General features: G+C 67.0%; 17 protein-coding genes. 12 read left to right on the top strand and 5 right to left on the bottom strand.

The genetic code is table 11. The features are described from left to right. Positions 1 to 88 precede the first annotated feature (88 nt). From ACFSJG_RS13540 to ACFSJG_RS13530, 3 genes are read left to right on the top strand one after another with little or no spacing between them, the layout of a single operon-like run. Entirely contained in the window at positions 89 to 889 is an 801-nt protein-coding gene (locus ACFSJG_RS13540) for an acyl-CoA thioesterase (protein WP_378485980.1), read from the top strand. Beyond that, positions 886 to 2,331 (top strand): MFS transporter, encoded by a 1,446-nt coding sequence (locus ACFSJG_RS13535; protein ID WP_378485722.1) that lies wholly within the window; start codon positions 886 to 888, stop codon positions 2,329 to 2,331. The genes ACFSJG_RS13540 and ACFSJG_RS13535 overlap by 4 nt, the downstream gene beginning before the upstream one ends. Beyond that, positions 2,328 to 2,963 (top strand): TetR/AcrR family transcriptional regulator, encoded by a 636-nt coding sequence (locus tag ACFSJG_RS13530; protein WP_378485721.1) that lies wholly within the window; start codon positions 2,328 to 2,330, stop codon positions 2,961 to 2,963. Before ACFSJG_RS13535 ends, ACFSJG_RS13530 begins: the two co-directional genes overlap by 4 nt. 52 nt (positions 2,964 to 3,015) lie before the next feature. On the opposite strand, the gene ACFSJG_RS13525 is transcribed toward ACFSJG_RS13530, so the two are convergent. The 4 genes from ACFSJG_RS13525 to mhpA are packed head-to-tail and all read right to left on the bottom strand — an operon-like array spanning position 3,016 to position 8,149. Beyond that, complete coding sequence (locus ACFSJG_RS13525; protein WP_378485720.1) at positions 3,016 to 4,644, bottom strand: FAD-dependent monooxygenase; 1,629 nt, start codon at positions 4,642 to 4,644, stop codon at positions 3,016 to 3,018. Positions 4,645 to 4,692: 48 nt separating this feature from the next. Further along, positions 4,693 to 5,712 carry a VOC family protein gene (locus ACFSJG_RS13520; RefSeq protein WP_378485719.1) on the bottom strand — a complete coding sequence of 340 codons (1,020 nt, stop codon included), beginning with the start codon at positions 5,710 to 5,712 and terminating at the stop codon, positions 4,693 to 4,695. Next, positions 5,709 to 6,575, bottom strand: coding sequence for an alpha/beta fold hydrolase (locus tag ACFSJG_RS13515; RefSeq protein ID WP_378485718.1), 867 nt, complete (start codon positions 6,573 to 6,575; stop codon positions 5,709 to 5,711). Before ACFSJG_RS13515 ends, ACFSJG_RS13520 begins: the two co-directional genes overlap by 4 nt. Further along, a complete protein-coding gene (gene mhpA / locus ACFSJG_RS13510; protein WP_378485717.1) occupies positions 6,572 to 8,149 on the bottom strand; it encodes a bifunctional 3-(3-hydroxy-phenyl)propionate/3-hydroxycinnamic acid hydroxylase MhpA in 1,578 nt (525 codons plus the stop codon). The genes ACFSJG_RS13515 and mhpA overlap by 4 nt, the downstream gene beginning before the upstream one ends. Positions 8,150 to 8,304: 155 nt before the next feature. Here mhpA and ACFSJG_RS13505 point away from each other — a divergent pair, with 155 nt between their 5' ends. The 5 genes from ACFSJG_RS13505 (at position 8,305) to ACFSJG_RS13485 (ending at position 12,638) form a co-directional block, all read left to right on the top strand. Next, entirely contained in the window at positions 8,305 to 8,739 is a 435-nt protein-coding gene (locus tag ACFSJG_RS13505; protein ID WP_378485716.1) for a MarR family winged helix-turn-helix transcriptional regulator, read from the top strand. An 80-nt stretch (positions 8,740 to 8,819) separates the two neighbouring features. Continuing rightward, positions 8,820 to 9,272, top strand: a complete 453-nt coding sequence (locus ACFSJG_RS13500) for a MarR family winged helix-turn-helix transcriptional regulator (RefSeq protein ID WP_378485715.1) — start codon at positions 8,820 to 8,822, stop codon at positions 9,270 to 9,272. Between the two features lie 164 nt (positions 9,273 to 9,436). Further along, a complete protein-coding gene (locus ACFSJG_RS13495) occupies positions 9,437 to 11,071 on the top strand; it encodes an MFS transporter (protein ID WP_465270023.1) in 1,635 nt (544 codons plus the stop codon). A gap of 75 nt (positions 11,072 to 11,146) precedes the next feature. Then, positions 11,147 to 11,743 (top strand): CHAP domain-containing protein, encoded by a 597-nt coding sequence (locus ACFSJG_RS13490; protein ID WP_378485713.1) that lies wholly within the window; start codon positions 11,147 to 11,149, stop codon positions 11,741 to 11,743. An 82-nt stretch (positions 11,744 to 11,825) separates the two neighbouring features. Continuing rightward, on the top strand, positions 11,826 to 12,638 hold the full coding sequence (locus ACFSJG_RS13485; protein WP_378485712.1) for a DUF1206 domain-containing protein: 813 nt from the start codon (positions 11,826 to 11,828) through the stop codon (positions 12,636 to 12,638). A gap of 14 nt (positions 12,639 to 12,652) precedes the next feature. On the opposite strand, the gene ACFSJG_RS13480 is transcribed toward ACFSJG_RS13485, so the two are convergent. Then, positions 12,653 to 13,489: a siderophore-interacting protein gene (locus ACFSJG_RS13480; RefSeq protein ID WP_378485711.1), complete on the bottom strand. Its 837-nt coding sequence runs from the start codon at positions 13,487 to 13,489 to the stop codon at positions 12,653 to 12,655. Positions 13,490 to 13,879: 390 nt separating this feature from the next. On the opposite strand from ACFSJG_RS13480, the gene ACFSJG_RS13475 reads away from it, so the two are divergent. From ACFSJG_RS13475 to nrdF, 4 genes are all read left to right on the top strand, one after another. After that, the gene (locus ACFSJG_RS13475; RefSeq protein WP_007530955.1) at positions 13,880 to 14,113 is read left to right on the top strand and encodes a redoxin NrdH; all 234 of its coding nucleotides are present in this window, start codon (positions 13,880 to 13,882) and stop codon (positions 14,111 to 14,113) included. Between the two features lie 23 nt (positions 14,114 to 14,136). Further along, positions 14,137 to 14,595: a class Ib ribonucleoside-diphosphate reductase assembly flavoprotein NrdI gene (gene nrdI, locus ACFSJG_RS13470; protein ID WP_378485710.1), complete on the top strand. Its 459-nt coding sequence runs from the start codon at positions 14,137 to 14,139 to the stop codon at positions 14,593 to 14,595. Beyond that, on the top strand, positions 14,553 to 16,739 hold the full coding sequence (gene nrdE / locus ACFSJG_RS13465) for a class 1b ribonucleoside-diphosphate reductase subunit alpha (RefSeq protein ID WP_378485709.1): 2,187 nt from the start codon (positions 14,553 to 14,555) through the stop codon (positions 16,737 to 16,739). Before nrdI ends, nrdE begins: the two co-directional genes overlap by 43 nt. A gap of 49 nt (positions 16,740 to 16,788) precedes the next feature. Further along, on the top strand, positions 16,789 to 17,700 hold a 912-nt coding region (gene nrdF / locus ACFSJG_RS13460), incomplete at its 3' end, for a class 1b ribonucleoside-diphosphate reductase subunit beta (protein WP_378485979.1).

The following is a 17,700-nucleotide window of genomic DNA, read 5'->3' as shown; positions in this document are numbered from 1 at the left end:
GCGGGAGTGGGTCGGTGAACCGACCTCACCCCCGCGACGGCGTCCGGCGGGGATCCACCAGCCGACGCGCAGTGAAAGGCAGGAAGCGGTGGCACATCTCGACGAGATCCTCGACCTGGAGGAAAGGGCACCGGACACGTTCCGCTCCCGCCCGATTCCGAGTGAGCTACCCAGGACCTTCGGTGGTCAGGTCGCGGGTCAGGCGTTGATGGCAGCGGCACGCACGGTCGACGCGGCATTGCAGGTGCATTCCGTGCACGCCTACTTCCTGCGCCCCGGTCGGGTCCTCGATCCGACCGACTTCACCGTCGACCGGATTCGGGACGGCGGAAGTTTCGGCACCCGCCGCGTCACCGGAACCCAGGGCGGTGAAGCCATTTTCACGATGATGGCCTCTTTCCACCGCGGTGACGACGGATTCTCCCACCAGGCTGCGATGCCCGACGTGCCCGGACCTGAGGAACTGGTCGGCGGGAACGACCCCGTCGGACTCGCGGAGTGGGCGGGTTGGGACCGCCGCTGGGTACCCCGCGCCGCGGACGGCGATCCGACGCGGCAGCGGCTGTGGATCCGGCACCGGGAACGGCTGTCCGACGCCCCCGTCGTGCACGCCTGCGCCCTGACGTACCTCACCGACATGGACCTCCTCGACAGCGCGCTGCTCCCGCATCCGCACCGGAACCTGCAGGGTGCCTCCCTCGACCACACGCTCTGGTTCGTCCGCGACTTCCGCGCGGACGAGTGGCTCCTGCACGACCAGGAGTCGCCGTCCTCGGAATCCGGCAGGGCACTGGTGACGGGGCGACTGTTCGACACCGACGGCAGGCTCGTGGCGATCGCGGCCCAAGAGGGTCTGCTTCGATTCGCGCGGACAGAGGCCGGACGATGACCGCCGTCGCACCTGCACGTACGGGCACGAGCAATTCCACCGCGGCGCCGTGGCTGATGCTGCCCGTGTTGAGCCTGACGGTGATGACCGTTGCCATGATGCAGACCATGGTCGTGCCGGTGATCGGCCGAATCGGGGATCAACTCGACGTCGGAACCACCGCCGTCGGCTGGGTACTGACCGCGAATCTGCTCGCCGCCGCGGTGTCGACGCCGATCCTCGGCAGGCTCGCCGACCTGCGCGGCAAACGTCCGGTCCTGATCGGAATTCTCGTCGTCGTGCTGTGCGGCTCACTCCTCGCCGCGCTCACCCACGCCCTGCCTCTGCTGATCCTGGGCCGGGTACTGCAGGGCGCGTCGTTCGCGCTGTTCCCGATCGGTATCGCGATCCTCCGGGACGAGCTCCCGGCCGAGCGACTGGTCGGCGCGATGGGCCTGCTTTCCGGCATGCTCGGGGTCGGCGGTGGGGTCGGCATGGTGGTGACCGGACTGCTCGTGCACGACGACACCGACTACCGTCGGGTGTTCTGGTTCACGGCGGTTGTCGGGCTGGTCGTCCTGGTCGCGGCCATGGCATCGATTCCCGTTCGGCCGAGTGTCGCGTCCGGTCCGCTGGACTGGATCGGTGCCGCACTGCTGGCACTGGGGCTCGTCCTCGTTCTGCTCGCACTGTCGGAGGGCGCGCACTGGGGTTGGGGCTCGCCGGGGACGATCGGGTGCGCGGCCGGCGGTGTCGTCGTCCTCGCCGGATGGTTCGCGTTCGAACGCCGCACCGCCCATCCGCTGGTACCGCCGCAGATGCCGACCCGTCGACCGGTGCTCGTCGCGAACCTCACCGCGCTGCTGGTCGGAGCCGCCCTGTTCGTGGGATTCCTGGCCTGTGCCTATCTCGTTCAGGCGCCGCGCGCCGTCGCGGGCTACGGGTTCGACGCGACGGTCCTCGAGACCGGAGCCGTGTATCTGTTGCCCGGTGCGGTGGTCGGGGTCGTCGCGTCGGTGTGCAGCGGACGGTTGCTGAACCGGTTCGGCCCCCGTGGCGTGCTGATCGGCGCCTGCCTGCTCGGCATCGCCGGATTCGTTCTCGCTGCCCTGTCTCATGACGCGGTCGCGCCGGTGATCGTCGCGATGACGGCGGTGCAGGTGTTCATCAGCCTCGCCTACGCGGCACTGCCTGCGATGATCGTGGCGGAGGTCGACCAGGCCGAGACCGGCATCGCGAACAGCGTCAACTCGATTGCCCGCACGATCGGCAGTTCGCTGTCGAGTGCGTTGATCTCGACACTGCTGACGATCCTCACCGTGTCGGGCACCGCAGTTCCGCGGGAGACGGCATTCGTGATCGCGTTCGCCGTGGGGGCCGGTGTCGCGGGACTAGCGTTGGTGCTCACCGTGATCGCGTCGACCGGAACTCGCGCGCAGGAGGCGGATATCCTCGTCTCATGACCGAGCGCCGATCCGTCAAGCCGAACAAGCGCGGAGCGCGTTCACGCGAGTTGGTCCTCGACACCGCGGAGCGGCTGATGGCGGAATACGGTTACGAGGGTGTGTCCGTCGCACAGATCGTTGCCGAGGCGTCCATTCCGCTCAGCTCGATATACCACTACTTCGGCTCGAAGGACGGCGTGTTGCTGGGCGTGATGGAGCGGGGCGCGCGCCGGTTCTTCGCGACCATGCCCGTCATGACGGACCTGCCCAACATGACGGACCTGCCCGACGGGCAGGAGGCGCGGCTGCGCTTTCTGCTCGGGGCGTTGACCACGGAACTGGACCGGCAGCCGGACTTCCTCCGTCTGCTCACGGTGATGACGGTGCAGCCGCCGGTGGCGTCGGCGGAACAGGCGCTGGAGGTTGTGCAGCGGGTTCGGGCGACCGCGCTGCAACTGCTGTGCCGGGCGGCCGCGGTGTCGTTCGGTGTCGACGAGAACGGGCCTGTCGCGTTGACACTGTCGCGGTTCGCGCTCAGCACGATCGACGGGACGATTCTCGCGCGGAAATCCGAAGGGATAGCGGCAGAAGAGATTCTGGCGAACCTTCCCACCGCGATGACGGCGGTGCACGCGGCGCTGACGGCCTGAGGTGTCAGCGGGCCCCGGCCGCGGGACGGCACACCGCGGCCGGAGCCGGTGATCACGAAACCGGCACCCCGCGCAGCCGATCCACCATCATGCCGGGGTCCTCGGGGAGTGCGTCGCCGCGCCAGACCACGTGCGTGTCGGCACGCACGACTATCAGCTTGTGCCGGAACGCAGGGTGACCGGGCGTGTCCGCGTCGACGACCTTCACCGGGAGTCCGAGGTCCTCGAGCGCCGTGACGTCGATCGAGTCGTCGAAGCGGATGAGGGTGTAGTCGGCGCCCAGGTGATCGAGAACGCTCTGCCCGCCGATCAGGAAATGCGGCAACCGGCACCCGGGAACGGTCGACGGGATGTGGCTGCCCATGTCGTAGGCGGGGGCGGTTTCGCCGTCGCCGACGATGATGGGCGAGTCGGCGTAGTAGTAGCCGAAGTTCAGGCCCTCGGGCGACATCTGCGAGAGGTTGATGTCGAACAGCTTCCGGCCGAGTCGCTTCCGCAGCGCTCGCCCGACGAGATGGGGCGCGCTCAGGACCTTCGGTGCCGACCGCTCGGACATCGCCTTGGCGTTCTCCTCGAGCTTGGCCATCGCGAACCGGGAGACCTGATCGGTGATCGGCAGCCGCTCGGCCTCGTAGGCGTCGACGATCGCGGGGTCCGCCCAACCGTTGACGACCGCGCTCAGCAGCCAGGACAGGTTCATCGCGTCGGCGATTCCCGCGTTCATGCCGTAGCCGGCGAACGGCACCCAGAGGTGTGCGGCGTCGCCGGCGACGAACACCCTCCCGCTACGGAACCGCTCCGCGACGAGCCGGCGGCCGACCCAGTCCTCGTGACGGACGACCTCGAACGGGAATTCGGGGCCGACGCCGAGGACGTCCCTGATGGACCGGTCGGTGTCGAGCGCGTCGAAGTCCTTCTCGCCGGTCGGGAGTGCCCGGTGGACCAGCCACAGGTCCTCGCCGTCGATCGCGACGACGTTGCCCCGCACCCGGTCGTTGACCACCCAGGTCATCCACGCGGGTCTGCGGTCGCCGAACAGCCCCTTGACGTCCTTCGACCGGATCAGACTGGTGCGGGTGCGCCCGATCTCGGCGTCGCCGCGGAGTTTCGCGCCCATCGCCTTGCGGACCCGGCTCGACCCGCCGTCGCAGCCGACGAGGTACGCGCCACGCAGATCGAAGACGGCGTCGTCGCCGAGCCCGCGGCAGTGCACCGTGACCCCGTCGTCGTCCTGATCGAACGCGACGAGTTCGGTCCGCGGCATGAATCGCACGTTGGGAAGCGAGGTCAGCTTCGTCCGCAGGATGGGTTCGAGCCACAGCTGACTCTCCCGCACCATCGGCTCAGGCGTCGGCCACTCGCTGTCGTGGAAGCCGGACCGGCTGCGCTCCGCGCGGGACGGCATGACGATGCGGGTCAGTTCGGGCCCCGCGAAACTCGTCGCGTAGACGGTGTCGGTGGGGTAATCGTTGGGGAGCCCGGCGGCCCGCACCTGGTCCGCGATGCCGAATCGGCGGAACGTCTCCATGGTGCGTGCGGCGATGGTGTTGCACTTCGCGTCCGGCGGCGCATCCGCGTGCCGGGGCTCGATCACGATGACGTCGACGCCCCGCAGGGCGGCGTCGATCGCGAGGCAGGTGCCGACGGGACCGGCGCCCGCGACGATGATGGATGCATCCACTGTCCGAATCCTTCTGATTTCGTAGGGTGACGACCGACTGGCGGAGGCTCAGCCCAGCGGGCCGTGGTCGGGGATTCCGCTGCCGGACAGCGCCGGTACCGTCTCCTCCCGGGATCCGAGCGACCCGAGGCCGCGCCGGAACTGTGCGAACTTGTGGGCGATCGTCTCGCCCTCCCTCTGGTGGCCCCATACGCTGAAACCCGCATGCGTGGACGGTTCCCATGTGGATTCGTCGACGACGATCGGATTCCAGCCGACCTCCCACTCGAATCCGGACGGGGTTCCGGCGTAGAAGGACAGCTCGCGGTCGTTGGTGTGCTGCCCGACCTCCCACATCATCGGGAATCCGAGCCGGGTGACGCGTTGGTACGCGGCGACCATGTCGTCGAGGGTGGCGACCTGCACGTTGACGTGCTGCACCCGGGTGCGGATCGGGTCGATCGGCAGCCCCCGCAGCGCGGCGATCGCGACGGAGTGATGCCGTTCGTTCACCCGGAGGAACCGGGCCTTGAGCTTGGCGCCGTTGACGGTCTCGTCGATGTAGTCCGACAGGCGGGCGTCGAACACCGTGGTGAAGTAGGCGCGCATGTGTGTCGGACGCTTCGAGGTGATCGCGACGTGGCCCAGCCCGGACTCGCCCGTCACGAACCGGGAGTTCGCCCGCAGGGGTGCGGCCCGGATCCGCGCGGTCGTGAAGATCTCTTGCGCAATGCCTTTGGGGCCGGGGAACCGGAGCAGCCGTTCGACGCCGCGTAGGGCGCTGTCCTCCTCGCTGCCTTCGCGGATCGGCACGCCGGCCGCGGTGATCCGAGCGACGATCCGGTCGAAGGACTCGTGGTCGTCGATCTGCCAGCCGAGGGCGGTCACGTCCTCGGCCGGTCCGCGGCGCAGCAGGAACCGGCATTCGTGATCGTCCATGCGGAACCGCATGGTGCGCGTGTCGAGGCCGTCGACGTGCATGCCGATGGCGTCGGCGCCGAATCGTCGCCAGTCCGAGAACTTCTCGGTCTCGATGACGACGTAGCCGAGGTGGACGCGGCCGAACACGGATTCGGGAGAGTCGGTCACGGTCGTTCCTCGATGAGGAAGTCGCGGGTGACGGCGTTGAAGAGGGCGGCGCGCTCCCACTGCACCCAGTGGCCGGTGTTGGCGACCACCAGCAGGTCGCAGTTCGGCATGGTGTTCGCCAGGGTGGGACCGCCGCTCGGCTTGTTGACCTTGTCCTCGGCTCCCCAGATGACCAGGGTCGGCGTCCGCAGCTCGCGCAGTCGGGAGTCGCGGGTGAAGTCCATGCGCCACAGCGTGCGCAGCGCCGTCGGCCCCGACGGCCGGCGCAGCGGCGGGTTCGCGATCACCTCGGGGTCGATGCTGGCCCGGTAGCGGGCATCGATCACCTCGTCGGGCAGCAGGTGGTCGTCGTGGACGAGGTACTCGCGGATGAAGCGGGCCAGCTTCTCTCTGGAGGGCCCGTCTCCGCCGTAGTAGCCGAGCAGGGACTGCAGTCCGGGAGTCGGGATGCCGCGGGTGGTTCCGATGCCGCCGGGGCCCATGAGGACCATGCGTCGTACCCGGTCCGGGCTGTCGAGTGCGAGCCGCAGCGCACACGCACCGCCGTACGAGTTGCCGACGAAGTCGGCGGAGTCGACGCCCAGCACGTCCACGAGACCCCGGATACCGTCCGCCAGGGCGCCGAACGGGTCGGACCGGTCGATGCCCTTGTAGGAGCCGCCGTACCCGGGCAGGTCCGGCACGATCACCCGGAAATCCTCGGCGAGCGCGTCGATGTTGCGCACGTAGTTCGGTACGCCGGACGCGCCCGGACCGCCGCCGTGCAGCAGGAGAAGGGCGGGGCCGGAGCCGGTCTCGGCGTAGTGGATCGACTTTCCGTCCACGGTGGTGACGGTGCGCTCGACAAGGTTCGCGGTGGTCATGCTGATTCTCCGATCGCGGTCTGTGCGGGGTGGACGGTGAGGCCGGGCGGTGGCGGGGGTAGCCGGCCGCCGGTGCCCGCGGCGTACACGAATCCGTCCGGGCGGAGCGCGAGGACATCGACGTCGTGTTCGCGCATCCACGAGGTCAGAACCGATCCGGTGTCGACGACGGTGTCGCGGTCGGTGATCCGTGCGTCGCTGACCTCGACGCGGCGGACACCGGCGCCGTCCCACCGCGGCAGCGCGGTGGGTGTGCCGAGGTGCACGACGGCCCAGTTCCCGTCTAGGACGTCGTCGAAGCGCTGCCGATCCGCTGCATCCACTGTGTTCACCCATGGCTGGGGGATCTGCCTGCCGACCGCCGAAATCGTCGAATCCGCCCGGAAGCCCTTCGGATAGTGCGCCTGCGGGATCCACATCCGGTCGATCAGGAGGTCGGTCAGTCGGGAATTTCTCGACAGTGCCCGGAACGCGTGATTCCGGAGGGCTGCGAGCCAGGGCCGCCGTTCGACGATGATGCGGCCCACGTTCACGGCCCGCTTCGTCACCTCGCGAACGTGTGGCATGCGCTCGGTCTGGTAGGTGTCCAGTACGGACTCGGGCAGCGAACCCCGCAGTACCGCTTCGAGTTTCCAGCACAGGTTGGCCGCGTCCCGCACACCCGCCGACATGCCCTGGCCGATCCACGGCGGCATGGCGTGCGCGGCATCGCCGGCGAGGAAGACCCGCCCGACCCGCCACCGGTCCGCGAACCGCACGTGATGGCTGTACACAACCGAACGCAGGATCGACACGTTCCGTTCGGTGATGCCCTGCCCGGCAAGAATTCGCCAGATCGAGGTCGCGCTCGACAGGTCCTTCTCGTCTTCGCCGTCGCGAATCGGGAACTCCCAGCGGTGATGCCCGAGCGGGGTCGGGCAGTCGACGGTCGGGCGGGCCGGGTTGCAGTGGAACCGCAGTCGGTCGTGGCCCGGCCAGTTCTCGTGGACCTCGGTGTCGATCACCACCCACCGTTGGCCGTACGTCCGGCCCTCGTATCCGATGCCGAGTTGCGCTCGGGTGGGGCTCGATCCACCGTCGGCCGCGATGACGTATCGGGCCCGTTCGCGCACGAATGAGTCGGTCTCGAGGTCGGCGAGCATCAGGGTGACGCCGTCCTGATCCTGCAGCAAACGCAGGCACTCGTGGCCGAGTCGTACGTCGACGGCGGGGAAGCGGGTGACACCGTCGCGCAATGTCTGCTCCATCGCGGGCTGGTAGACGAACTGCTGCGGTGGGTGCCCGCAGCCGTGCGGGGCGGGCCGGACCTCGGTGAACGGGCGGCCGGCGGCGTCGACGAAGGCGACGTGGCCCCCTTCGAGCATGTCGTCGCCGAGGCGGTCGGCGAGGCCGACCCGCTGCCAGATCCGGAGCACCTCCTCGTCGGTGGAGATCGCCCTCGCGCGTGTGTAGATGTCTGGATCACGCTCGACGACAAGAACTTTCAATCCGTATTGGCCGAGAAGGTTGGCTGCGGTGACGCCGGTGGGGCCGTAGCCCACGATCGCGACGTCGTAGACGGGCTTCTCGCTCACGTAGAGGCTCGCATTCGATCGATCAACTTTTGGAGTGATTACTACAATAAGTTTGGGAACGAGTTGCGTCAACGACGAATTTCGACATGGCGAGGGTGGGGTGCAATTCGGGGCGGCGCGTGTTCCAGCGGCTCCTGCCTGGTTGGATCGTCCGAGTGGACGAGGATCCGATAGCCGAACTCGAGGCCGAGTTGGTCGACATGTGGCGCCGCGGGAGCATCAGCACCCGGGAGTCCGCGCACGCGATCGACCCCAAGCTCGACCCGGCGTGCTATCCGCTCCTCATTCTGCTCGCCCGGTCGATCGAGGCCGTGCCGATGTCGACCCTCGTCCAGGACCTCGGAGTGGAGAAGTCGACGCTCACCCGGCAGATCGATGCCGTGATGCGGCTCGGTCTCGTGCGGCGCCGCCGGGACCCAGCCGATGCGCGGGCAAAACTCGTGGAACTGACCGACGACGGCCGCGCGCGGGTGTCCACCCAGCGGGACGAGCGGGTCGCGCGGTGGCGTCGGAACCTGGAGCAGTGGGACTCCGGCGACCTGCGGTCGCTCGCCGAGTTGCTGCGTCGCCTTGGCGAGGCTGCGGGCTGAGAGGCTCCTCACAGGAAACTTAGTTGCTAGGTGCAATCAATTAAGTCTATGGTTGCATCTATCAACTAATGGAGGGTGACATGGTCAGTGCCGAAACCGCGTCGAATCTGATCGACACGCTGCGCGGACTCGTTCGGCACGCTCGCGCCAAGGCGGCGCGCAGTGCACACCTCGGGATGCTGGCGCCGCCGCTCGGTGCGCTGCTGTCCCACGTCTCGTGCACCGAGGGTCACCGCCCGAGTGCGGTGGCGGAAGACCTGCGGGTCACACAGTCGGCGCTGAGCAGGCAGATCGCGCAGGCCGAGTCGCTCGGCTACGTGGCGCGCACGCCGGATCCCCGTGACGGGCGCGCCACGCTCCTGTCGCTGACCGACGCCGGCGTCGAAGCGCTCCGTGTTCATCGGGAGGCCCAGCTCGACTGGGCGCTGTCGATGATGTCGGACTGGACCGACGAGGAGGTGCGCGACCTGACCGACCGGCTCGGACGGTTGCGCGATGCCACCTCGACGGATCCCGTCTCTCACGCGCACTGACGCCCTCTTCTCCGTGTGCCGCCCGCGGCCACGTTCTGCACATTTCCGCACCCGCGGGACTACTCGCCCCCACCGTGGGTGCCATATTTTCTGATCTCGAAGGAGTGACCATGAGTTCGTCGTCCACGGACAGTCCGCCAGCCGAGGACCCCTCGCTCGGCTCGATGACGCACAAGCAACGCATCGAGGCGCTCGTCGGCATCCTGCTCGGGATGTTCGTCGCGTTCCTGTCGTCGACGATCGTCTCGAACGCGCTGCCGACGATCATCACCGAACTCCACGGCACGCAGGACCAGTACACCTGGATCGTCACTGCGACCCTGCTCGCCTCGACCGCGACGACCCCCATCTGGGGCAAGTTCGCCGACCTCGTCAGCAAGAAGCTGCTCGTACAGCTGTCGCTGGTGCTCTTCACCCTCGGCTCGGTCCTCGCCGGACTCTCCACCAGCGTTCCCTGGCTGATCGGGTTCCGCGTTGTCCAGGGCCTCGGACTCGGTGGCCTGCAGGCACTCGGCATCATCGTGATCGCCGCGATGTTCAGCCCGCGTGAGCGCGGCCGCTACCAGGGCCCGATGGCTGCGGTGATGGCTGTCGCGACCGTCGCGGGTCCGCTGCTCGGCGGCGTCATCGTCGACACCAGCTGGCTCGGATGGCGCTGGTGCTTCTTCGTCGGCGCCCCGCTGGCGGTGATCGCCCTCGTCGTCATCGGACGCACCCTCAACCTGCCCGTCGTCAAGCGCGACGACGTGAAGATCGACTATGCAGGCGCCACCCTCATCGCCGCCGGCGTCAGCGTCCTGCTGATCTGGGTCACCCTCGCGGGCAAGAACTTCGCGTGGGCGTCGGGCACGTCGTACCTCCTCGTCGCGCTCGGTGTGGTGCTGCTCGGACTCGCCGTCTTCGTCGAGACCAAGGCCAAGGACCCGGTCGTCCCGCTGCGACTGTTCCGGGACCGCACCATGACGCTGGCCACCCTCGCCAGCATCGCCGTCGGCGTAGCAATGTTCGGTGGCGCAGTGTTCCTGGGGCAGTACTTCCAGATCGCGCGCGGCTACTCGCCGACCGCGGCCGGCCTGCTGACCCTGCCGATGGTGGTCGGATCGATGCTGTCGGCGACGGTGTCGGGTTCGCTCATCACCAAGTACGGCAAGTGGAAGCGCTACCTGGTCGCCGGTGGAATCGGCATGGCGGCCGGGTTCCTGCTGCTCGGGACCACCGACCACGCGACCAACATGGCTCTGATCGGCCTGTACCTGTTCGTCCTGGGCGTCGGCATGGGCATGACCATGCAGAACCTCGTGCTGCCGGTGCAGAACAACGTCGCCCCGACCGACCTCGGGTCCGCCAGCGCGACCGTCGCGTTCTTCCGCTCGCTCGGCGGTGCGGCGGGTGTGTCCGTCCTCGGTGCCGTGCTGTCCAGCCACGTCTCGGACCTCACCGTGAAGGGTCTCACCGACGCCGGTGTCGACATGAGCAAGGCGGCCGGCTCCGGCGCCGGCCTGTCGAATCTGAACGAACTGCCCGAGCAGATCGGCGACATCGTGCGTGGTGCGTATGGCGACGCCACGGCGCGGGTGTTTCTGATCGCGGGCATCCTTGCGCTCCTGAGCCTCGTCGCAATCGCCTTCATCAAGGAGGTCGCGCTCAAGACGCACAGCGGAATGGAACAGCTCGCCGCCGAGCGTGCGGCCCAGGCCGCCGCCGACGTCCTGTCGGTCGGCGGCGCGGACAGCGAGATGATCTCCGAGGTCGACGAACTCGAGGAGAAGGCCGGGTCGGCCCGGCACGCCCGGCGCTGACGCGACCGCACTCCACACGAGGGGCTCCTCCCGATGATTCGGGAGGAGCCCCTCGTGCGTCGCTAGATTGGGCGCATGACGACACCGACACGTTCCCGCTCCCGTGTACTCGCCTGGGTGACCGTGGCGACCGCGGTGGTCGTGCTCGCCGGGGCGGCGGTGCTGTGGACGGTGCCCGACCGGTACCTGCCCTGGGACACCGCACGCTTCCCGGACGTCGACCGAACGTCCCTCACCGCCGAACAGGTCCGGGTGGTGGACCTGCTCGAGGCCGAGCACTCCGAGCAGCGCCCCGGCACCTTCTACTCGGAGGGAGTCGAGCAGCCGTGGTGCGCGAACTTCGTCAGCTGGATCATGCGGGAGGCGGGCATGCCGTTGTCGAACCCCAACTCCGGACACTGGCGCATTCCCGGCGTCTACACCCTGCAGGAGTACTACGAATCGGTCGGACGGTTCGAAGTCGCGGGACATGGGTACGTGCCCGTCGTCGGTGACGTCGTGCTCTATGACAACACCAGCTGGGTCGGCCAGCACACGAACGTCGTCGTCGCCGTCGAGGGTGACACCGTCACGACCGTCGGCGGCAACGAGATGGGGAGGATCCGGGTGCACACCGTCGACTGGGCGGGCGACTCCGCAGTCGTGGGATTCGGGCGCCTGGCCGCGGTATGAGCCAGGGATGAGCGGGCCGATCCCGGGGTAACCACGGTGTGCTGTCGACCGGCAGCCTCGGATCCGACCACAGGGGGACCTGATGTCCCAGAATCCCGTCAATCGAGCGGTGGACAGGGCCACCGGCAACCGTGGGTTCGAGCGGGCGGCGCGTGGCGGGCACGTCATGAGCGGGGTCGTGCACCTGCTGATCGGCTACATCATCGTCCGGCTCGCGTTCGGGGGCGGCGGCACCGCCGACCAGTCGGGCGCACTGGGTGCCATGGCCTCGGCCACGGGCGGTGCGGTCGTGCTCTGGACAGGGGTCATCGTGTTCCTTGCGATGGGATTGTGGCGTCTCGCGGAAACGGTGATCGGACCGCACGCGACCGAGCCCTCGACACAGGACGACTCGTCGCTCTTCGACCGGATGAAGGCATTCGGCTTGGCGGTCGTGTACTTCGCGTTCGCGTACTCCGCGTACCGGTTCGCGCGGGGGAGCGGTAAGTCAAGCGGGGAACAGAGCGCGGGGTTGAGCGCGCGACTCATGGAGTCGGCCGGCGGCAAGACTGTGCTGATCATGGTGGGGCTGATCGCGATCGCGATCGGCGGCTATCACGTGTACAAGGGCGCGTCGAAGAACTTCCTCGACGACCTGAAGACCTCGGGCGGGCGATTCGTCGAGCCGCTCGGGGTAGTCGGCTACGTGGCGAAGGGGCTCGTCATCGTCGGCGCCGGGATCCTGGTGATCGTCGCCACGGTGCAGTCGGACCCGTCCAAGGCGACCGGCATCGACGGTGCGGTGAAGACCTTGGGCGAGGCCGCGTTCGGTCAGTTTCTGCTGGTCACGGCAGGTTTCGGGATCGCCGCGTACGGGCTGTACAGCTTCGCAATGGCGCGCTACGCCCGGATGTGACCCGGGCGTGGCGCTCAGAGGTCGGCGTCGAAGAGCACGTCGTCGATCGCGTCGCGGACCTGGTCGAGGCTCTTCCCGGATGCGAGTTCCCGGACGGTCAGCATCTCGATCCGGTCCTGCACCTCCGCGTACCGGGCGAGCCAGCGCACCTTGTCGGCCTGCCAGTACCCCATCATGTGGTGGCGGTTCGCAGCCCAGCCGCGCTCGCGGCGCAGCGCCGTACGGATCACCCGCGCGGTTGTCGACTCGCACCCCGCCCACGCGTAGTCGATCCGATCGAGGTCCGTTGTCGAGGGCAGGGCGTCGCGGAGGGCGCTCGAGCCGGTTCCGTTGCCGGTGCCGATCAGCCACGTGACGCCGACCTCGGCGGCCGTCGCCCAGACCTGGCGGTCGTCGCGGCCCGGGACCTCCACGATCACCCGAGCCGACACTCCGGCGGGCAGCGACTCCACGATCCGGCCCACCGCGGGCAGTCCGGTCAGATCGGCGAGCAACAGCAGTCGGTCGGCACCGGCGGGCGGATTCCACCAACCCTTGGGGGAGGAGAGACGGACGCTGTCGCCCGGCGACGCGGAACGGGCCCAGGCCGCCGCGACCCCACCGGTGTGGACCGCGAAGTCGACGTCGACCGTCCCGTCGACCGGGTGCCACGCCCGGACCGTGTAACTGCGGCGGTGCTCGGCGTCGCCGGCGGCGTCCCCGAACCCGATCAGGATCCGCTCGTCGACGTCGCCACTGGTGGTGAACCCGGTCAGTCCGGGGCCGCCGAACCGGACACGCCGGAGGGCGGGCGAGAGGTCGATCACGTCGACGACGTCGGCACGATGATGGGGTTCGTCGGGGCGTTGCACGGCCTCACCCTAGGCGACCAGGCACATCCCAGCGATTTCCTGGAAGTATCCGTAAAAGTGTGAGCTGCGACACGCCGAGGGCGACACGTCGGTGACCTGCGCGAAGGCTTACGACCTGGGAATTTCACGAATGTCGTTCACAACATCTCGCGTGTTGCGGGTTTGTCGGCCACTAGGTGTAGTGTCGGAGGAACCGAGAGGGCAGTGCCGGAACGGTCGAGAACAAGGGCCGTGGGGGCTGCTTCAGTAGGTGAGATTGGCGTCACACACGGCGTCACGATCCGGCTGTTCGCGGTCGTGGCAACCGCGTTCCGAAGTGCCGAGTAAACACCGCTCACTGGATTTCGAAAGCACCGCTTCGATTCGTAAGCCAAGGGGAAGAGGACTTACATGAGCATCACCGTCTACACCAAGCCGGCATGCGTTCAGTGCAATGCGACTTACCGCGCGCTCGACAAGGCCGGTATCGAATACAACGTCATCGACATCAGCGAGGACGCCGAGGCCCGCGACTACGTGATGGCCCTCGGTTACCTGCAGGCGCCCGTCGTGGTCGCCGGCGACGATCACTGGTCGGGTTTCCGTCCCGATCGCATCAAGTCCCTCGCGACCGCAGCAGCCTGAAGACTTCACGGAGATGATCGGCAGTGACTTCGCTGGTCTACTTCTCCAGCGCGTCGGAGAACACCCACCGCTTCGTACAGAAGCTGGGTGTCCCGGCGACGCGCATCCCGCTGCACGATCGCGAGGGAACGTTCGAGGTCGATGAACCGTACGTCCTGATCCTCCCCACCTACGGGGGAGGCACGACGGTGACCGGACGCGACACGAGCTACGTGCCCAAGCAGGTCATCCGATTCCTCAACAACAAGCACAACCGTTCCCTCATTCGAGGGGTTATCGCAGCCGGTAATACGAACTTCGGCGAATCGTATTGCTATGCCGGCAACGTGATTTCGCAGAAATGTCAGGTTCCCTACCTGTACCGCTTCGAACTCATGGGCACCGCCGACGACGTTGTGGCCGTCCGTGACGGTCTCGAGCAATTCATGGAGAGTGAACAGTGGCACCGACCATCACAGACACAGCCCCGGCTGGGAGTGTAGAGCGCGCTACGGCACGACCCGATTCGTCCGCGGGAGAGCTGGACTACCACGCGCTGAACGCGATGCTGAACCTGTACGGCCCGAACGGCGAGATCCAGTTCGACAAGGACCGTGAGGCGGCGCACCAGTACTTCCTTCAGCACGTCAACCAGAACACCGTCTTCTTCCACAACGTCGACGAGAAGCTGGACTACCTGATCAAGGAGAACTACTACGAGCGTGAGGTTCTCGATCAGTACACCCGCAACTTCGTCAAGGACCTGATCGACCACGCCTACGCGCACAAGTTCCGGTTCCCGACGTTCCTCGGCGCGTTCAAGTACTACACCTCGTACACGCTCAAGACGTTCGACGGCAAGCGCTACCTGGAGCGCTTCGAGGACCGCGTCTGCATGGTCGCGTTGACCCTCGCCGCCGGCGACGAGGAGCTCGCCACCAAGCTGGTCGACGAGATCATCACCGGCCGGTTCCAGCCGGCCACCCCGACGTTCCTCAACTCCGGCAAGAAGCAGCGCGGCGAGCCCGTCTCCTGCTTCCTGCTGCGCATCGAGGACAACATGGAGTCCATCGGCCGCGCGATCAACTCGGCGCTGCAGCTGTCCAAGCGCGGTGGCGGAGTTGCGTTGCTGCTCAGCAACGTTCGTGAGCACGGTGCGCCGATCAAGAAGATCGAGAACCAGAGCTCCGGCGTCATCCCGATCATGAAGCTGCTCGAGGACTCGTTCTCGTACGCGAACCAGCTCGGTGCCCGCCAGGGTGCCGGCGCCGTGTACCTGCACGCGCACCACCCCGACATCTACCGCTTCCTCGACACCAAGCGGGAGAACGCGGACGAGAAGATCCGCATCAAGACGCTGTCCCTCGGCGTCGTCATCCCGGACATCACGTTCGAACTGGCGAAGAAGAACGAGGACATGTACCTCTTCTCGCCGTACGACGTCGAGCGCATCTACGGCAAGCCGTTCGCCGACATCAACGTCACCGAGAAGTACTACGAGATGGTCGATGACAAGCGCATCCGCAAGTCGAAGATCAAGGCGCGCGAGTTCTTCCAGACCGTCGCCGAGCTGCAGTTCGAGTCCGGCTACCCGTACATCATGTACGAGGACACCGTGAACCGCGCCAATCCGATCGCGGGCAAGGTCACCCACTCGAACCTGTGCTCCGAGATCCTTCAGGTCTCCACGCCGTCCGAGTACAACGACGACCTGTCCTACAGCAAGGTCGGCAAGGACATCTCCTGCAACCTCGGCTCACTCAACATCGCCAAGGCGATGGACTCGCCGGACTTCGCGCAGAGCATCGAGGTCGCGATTCGGGCGCTGACCGCCGTCGCCGACCAGACGTCCATCGACTCGGTTCCGTCGATCCGCAAGGCCAACGACGAGGGCCACGCGATCGGGCTCGGGCAGATGAACCTGCACGGCTATCTCGCACGCGAACGCGTCCTGTACGGCTCGGCCGAGGGCATCGACTTCACGAACATCTACTTCTACACCGTCGTGTTCCACGCGATCCGGGCGTCGAACGAGATCGCCAAGGAGCGTGGCAGCTACTTCGCCGGGTTCCCGGAGTCGAAGTACGCGTCGGGTGAGTACTTCGACAAGTACACCGACCAGGTGTGGGAGCCGGCGACCGAGCGGGTACGGCAGCTGTTCTCCGAGGCCGGCGTCCACATCCCCACCCAGGACGACTGGCGCGAGCTCAAGGCGTCGGTGCAGGAACACGGCATCTACAACCAGAACCTGCAGGCCGTCCCGCCGACCGGTTCGATCTCCTACATCAACAACTCCACCAGCTCCATCCACCCGGTGGCATCGAAGATCGAGATCCGCAAGGAAGGCAAGATCGGTCGCGTCTACTACCCGGCGCCCTACCTGACGAACGACAACCTGGAGTACTACCAGGACGCGTACGAGATCGGGTACGAGAAGATCATCGACACCTACGCGGCGGCCACCCAGCATGTCGACCAGGGCCTGTCGCTGACGCTGTTCTTCAAGGACACCGTGACGACCCGTGACCTGAACCGGGCGCAGATCTACGCGTGGCGCAAGGGAATCAAGACCCTGTACTACATCCGCCTGCGGCAGATGGCCCTCGAAGGCACTGAGGTGGAGGGTTGCGTCTCGTGCATGTTGTGACGTCTGCTAACGATTTTTCGAACGGAATGAGGGCATCGTGAGCCAGAAGATCAAGCTGATCGACCGGGTGTCGGCGATCAACTGGAACCGCGTCCCCGACGAGAAGGACGCGGAGGTGTGGGACCGCCTCACCGGAAACTTCTGGCTGCCGGAAAAGGTGCCGGTCTCCAACGACATCCCGTCCTGGAACACCCTTACCGCCGGTGAGAAGCAGCTCACCATGCGGGTGTTCACCGGTCTGACGCTCCTCGACACGATTCAGGGCACCGTCGGCGCCGTCTCGCTCATCCCGGACGCGGTCACCCCGCACGAGGAGGCGGTGTACACCAACATCGCGTTCATGGAGTCGGTGCACGCGAAGTCGTACTCGTCGATCTTCTCGACGCTGTGCTCGACCCGCGAGATCGACGACGCGTTCCGGTGGTCGGAGGAGAACCCGAACCTGCAGCGCAAGGCGGAGATCGTCCTCGAGTACTACAACGGCGACAGCCCGCTCAAGCGGAAGGTCGCCTCGACGCTGCTCGAGTCGTTCCTCTTCTACTCCGGCTTCTACCTGCCCATGTACTGGTCGTCGCGGGCCAAGCTCACCAACACCGCCGACCTGATCCGGCTGATCATCCGTGACGAGGCCGTCCACGGCTACTACATCGGCTACAAGTACCAGAAGGGCCTCGAGCAGCTCACGCAGGAGGAGCGCGAGGAGCTCAAGAACTACACGTTCGAGCTGCTGTTCGAGCTGTACGACAACGAGGTCGAGTACACCCAGGACCTGTACGACGAGGTCGGTCTCACCGAGGACGTCAAGAAGTTTCTCCGCTACAACGCCAACAAGGCGCTGATGAACCTCGGCTACGAGGGCCTGTTCCCGAAGGACGAGACGGACGTCAACCCGGCGATCCTGTCGGCCCTGTCACCGAATGCCGACGAGAACCACGACTTCTTCTCCGGGTCGGGCTCGAGC

This window comes from Rhodococcus gannanensis (assembly GCF_042681175.1).
Lineage (GTDB): Bacteria > Actinomycetota > Actinomycetes > Mycobacteriales > Mycobacteriaceae > Rhodococcus_G > Rhodococcus_G gannanensis.
The sequence above is the reverse complement of the archived record's forward strand: the minus strand, read 5'-3'. Positions and strand labels throughout refer to the sequence as shown.

Excerpts from the sequence above, each read along its gene's own strand:
- ACFSJG_RS13495 (WP_465270023.1), top strand. The coding sequence starts at position 9,437 with ATGACGCACAAGCAACGCATCGAGGCGCTCGTCGGCATCCTGCTCGGG.
- ACFSJG_RS13530 (WP_378485721.1), top strand. The coding sequence starts at position 2,328 with ATGACCGAGCGCCGATCCGTCAAGCCGAACAAGCGCGGAGCGCGTTCA.
- ACFSJG_RS13490 (WP_378485713.1), top strand. The coding sequence starts at position 11,147 with ATGACGACACCGACACGTTCCCGCTCCCGTGTACTCGCCTGGGTGACC.
- ACFSJG_RS13485 (WP_378485712.1), top strand. The coding sequence starts at position 11,826 with ATGTCCCAGAATCCCGTCAATCGAGCGGTGGACAGGGCCACCGGCAAC.
- ACFSJG_RS13500 (WP_378485715.1), top strand. The coding sequence starts at position 8,820 with ATGGTCAGTGCCGAAACCGCGTCGAATCTGATCGACACGCTGCGCGGA.
- ACFSJG_RS13475 (WP_007530955.1), top strand. The coding sequence starts at position 13,880 with ATGAGCATCACCGTCTACACCAAGCCGGCATGCGTTCAGTGCAATGCG.
- ACFSJG_RS13535 (WP_378485722.1), top strand. The coding sequence starts at position 886 with ATGACCGCCGTCGCACCTGCACGTACGGGCACGAGCAATTCCACCGCG.
- ACFSJG_RS13515 (WP_378485718.1), bottom strand. The coding sequence starts at position 6,575 with ATGACCACCGCGAACCTTGTCGAGCGCACCGTCACCACCGTGGACGGA.